Raw genomic sequence first — 3,120 nt, forward strand, 5'->3', positions numbered from 1 at the left:
ATGAATATGAATTCTGGCTTTTTATCATAGGAAATGATAGAAACAGCTGTTCTAAGATAGATCATGATGCGACGATGTGTGCAACTAAGATAGATTTTTACTGCAATACGGGATTAAGCTAATATTGTCAATATAATTTTTACCAAAAATGTTAATTTGAAAATTACCAGAAATGTTAATTTATTGTTACCAGTTTTGCTCACATATGTTTACCTCTTCCGTCCATTTCTAGTCTTCCAGCATATCCATAAGATCCTTGGTTCTATATGATGGACCTACAATATTAACTATATGGCAATGGTGAAGCAATCTGTCCAGTATTGCGTTGGCGATGATTGGATCACTGAATATTTCTGTCCATTTGGATAGATTCCTATTCGTTGTAATAATTGTTGATTTTTTTTCATACCTCTGTGATACCAGCTGAAAAAACAGATTGGCGGATTCCTTGTTAAAATTGATATATCCAATTTCATCCACTATCAACAGTTTGTATCTGTTGATGGCCTTCATTCTCTTTTCGAGTCGATTTTCTTTTTCGGCTTCCATCAATTCATCTATGAGATTCTGACATGTGATGAAATAGACACTATATCTGTGCCTGGCCGCCTCTATTCCAATGGATGTCGCCAGATGAGATTTTCCAGTGCCACTTGAGCCAATAAACAATATATTTTCACTATTATCAATGAATCTCAGTGTCATGTAATCTTCAATCTCCTTTTTATTGATTCCTGGCTGAAAACTAAAGTCATAGTCGTCCAGGGTCTTATGAAAGGGAAAGCCTGCTGTCATTACACAGGCTTTGATTGCTTTTTCCTTCTTGAAGCTTTTTTCTTTTTCGGTCAGTTCATACAATGCATCCACGATTGTTTTATTTCCGCTGTTGATCATGTCGATATATTGTGGCAGATTATCCTTCATTCTTTCAAGCTTTAAATCTGTCAGATTGTTCAATAGCTTATTATAATTGGTATCCATAATATTTACTCCTCCATCTATATGAAATATTCCTCACAGAGACATCTGATGCCATATGCCAGCGTTGCACCATCTATGTTGTTTTTCATGAGAGAGGATAACATCTCTCCATTCCAAAAAATGTCATCAGAGCTTGCAAGAGTTGTGCAGACATGCTGATCAGGCATGCAGATCCATAATTCATCAGCTCTGCCGACAAAAGCCCTTATGGCACTTCCTCTTCCCTTAAAAACAACATCTGAATAATCATGATACAGCTGAATTCTGTCGATAGTTGCCACCCATGACTGGTCTTCGAAATGAGCTTCATAGGTTATGATATGTGACTCGGCTTCTTCTGCTGATGTGTCTTCATTCCAGCATGTTTCGCTCATTCTTAGGCCATCTATGAAATTCATGTGCTCACCACATTCGTTCCATACCATGTATGCATTATCGAAGAAGCTATGCCCTGCATCTTCAAGAATATAGTCGTTCAATGACAGAAGCTCTTCGTCTGTAAGGTCTATCTCGTTGAAAAATTCAATTGTTTCCTCTCTGCTCATTGGTTTGAGCTGACTGTTATACAGACCGTATGGATTTTCATTGATTTTATGTCTTAGTATTAATTTTTTATTCATTCATGTTTCCTCCAAGTTTTTCTAGTCTTTCCAGGTTCTTCTTGGCCATCTCATCTATATCATCTGTATGGGACAGATTCATTTTTAATGCTTCCCTGTAATGATTCTCGTCATAATTGACCGTATTTTGTGATATAGTATGAGTGGCAACAAGTTCCTTGTTTCTATAGATATATATCATGTTGCCCTCAACAGGATAGATATCTACATATTGATCAAGGCAACGGGCCGGAACGGAATATTTGCTTCCTTTATAGACAATAAGCAACGATTCGGGAACCTTCTTTCTATAATGTTCTACCATATAGGAAGAAAGCATGACTTTATTTGGTAAAGGCTTCAGATATTCCTTTTCTTTTCTAAAAAGCAGTGCGGGCGGCATGTTGGTACCACTGTTGACTTCCATATTGCACTGACTCATGATTGTTTCTTCAATCGTCCTGATAAGCTGATCAACCGATTCGATTTCATGATCATAGGGCAGCAGCCAGTTCATAAATTTATTTGCGTTTTCATCCTTTCCTTTAGTTTGGGGAGTTCTGGCCCTGCATAGCTTGAGTGAGCAGTCAAGATCATTAAACAGCTGTGAGATTCTAGAATGTATTTTCTTTTTTCTACCATGACAGGACACAACAGCCGACATGTTGTCAGTGAGAAGGGTCTCTGTCACGCCACCAATTCTTCTGAAGACTTCAATAGTGCATCTGATGAAGTCATCGGTTGTCTTGGTTGGGGAATAGATAAATATATGCTGTCTTGAATAGGCCAGAGTTGCAGAGAAAACATTAAATTCAATCAGGTCACCATTCTTGAGATGAATGGAAAGGTCTTCTTTGAAATCAGCCTGAAGCTGACGGCCAGGATCGACTTCATAGAGCACATGGGGTTTATGTTCCTTCTGCTTGGGCTTAAGATGCTTTCTATAACAGTAGTTTCTGAAACTGTTGTAGTCGCCCGGAAGTTCCTCTTCTCGAGTATTGAGAAAATACATATAGGCAGCCTTATAGGAAACACCTGGCTTGTCAAGGATATAAAGGATATCTTCAAACATGCAGTCCCATTTACTTTTCTTGGGACGTCCACTTTTCATTGGTATTCCATCTGCATCATAATATTTTTTTATGGTGTGACGATCAACACTGTACTTTCTAGACAAATCACTAAAGTTTGGTTTGATCTGTAAAGTTTTCATAAATCTTAATTCTCCTATCAAATTTGAACTTACATCGATATCATTTTTTATCATACTTGGTTCACCTCCTTTTAAAGAGAAGGTTAACCAAAAAGAAAAGATAACTCAATAATGTTGAACAATTATTACCAGAATTGGTAAATTATAAATTAACATTATTGGTTATCTTTATATTAACAATATTATTAAGCAGACCATGCTATAATGCACAGATTGGTGTCAGCGATGGCATTATAGTAAATGCAGATCTATTCCAGCGACCAGGAGATACCAAGACATTCATACCATTCATGGAAAGATATAAGGATTTCACAGGAGAGCTGCCAC

Annotated in this window: 3 protein-coding genes; all 3 read right to left on the reverse strand. The window is 37.2% G+C overall.

Annotated features, from left to right (window positions below; translation table 11 throughout):
- Positions 1-228 precede the first annotated feature (228 nt).
- From istB to B5G32_RS13300, 3 genes are read right to left on the reverse strand one after another with little or no spacing between them, the layout of a single operon-like run.
- On the reverse strand, positions 229-981 hold the full coding sequence (gene istB / locus B5G32_RS13290) for an IS21-like element helper ATPase IstB (protein WP_087244551.1): 753 nt from the start codon (positions 979-981) through the stop codon (positions 229-231).
- A gap of 17 nt (positions 982-998) precedes the next feature.
- Positions 999-1,601, reverse strand: coding sequence for a DUF6618 family protein (locus B5G32_RS13295; protein WP_087244550.1), 603 nt, complete (start codon positions 1,599-1,601; stop codon positions 999-1,001).
- Positions 1,594-2,847: a Mu transposase domain-containing protein gene (locus tag B5G32_RS13300; RefSeq protein ID WP_087936938.1), complete on the reverse strand. Its 1,254-nt coding sequence runs from the start codon at positions 2,845-2,847 to the stop codon at positions 1,594-1,596. The genes B5G32_RS13295 and B5G32_RS13300 overlap by 8 nt, the downstream gene beginning before the upstream one ends.
- Positions 2,848-3,120: the final 273 nt, after the last annotated feature.

It is taken from the genome of Massilimicrobiota sp. An80, from assembly GCF_002159255.1.
In the GTDB taxonomy this organism is placed as follows: domain Bacteria; phylum Bacillota_I; class Bacilli_A; order Erysipelotrichales; family Coprobacillaceae; genus Allocoprobacillus; species Allocoprobacillus merdigallinarum.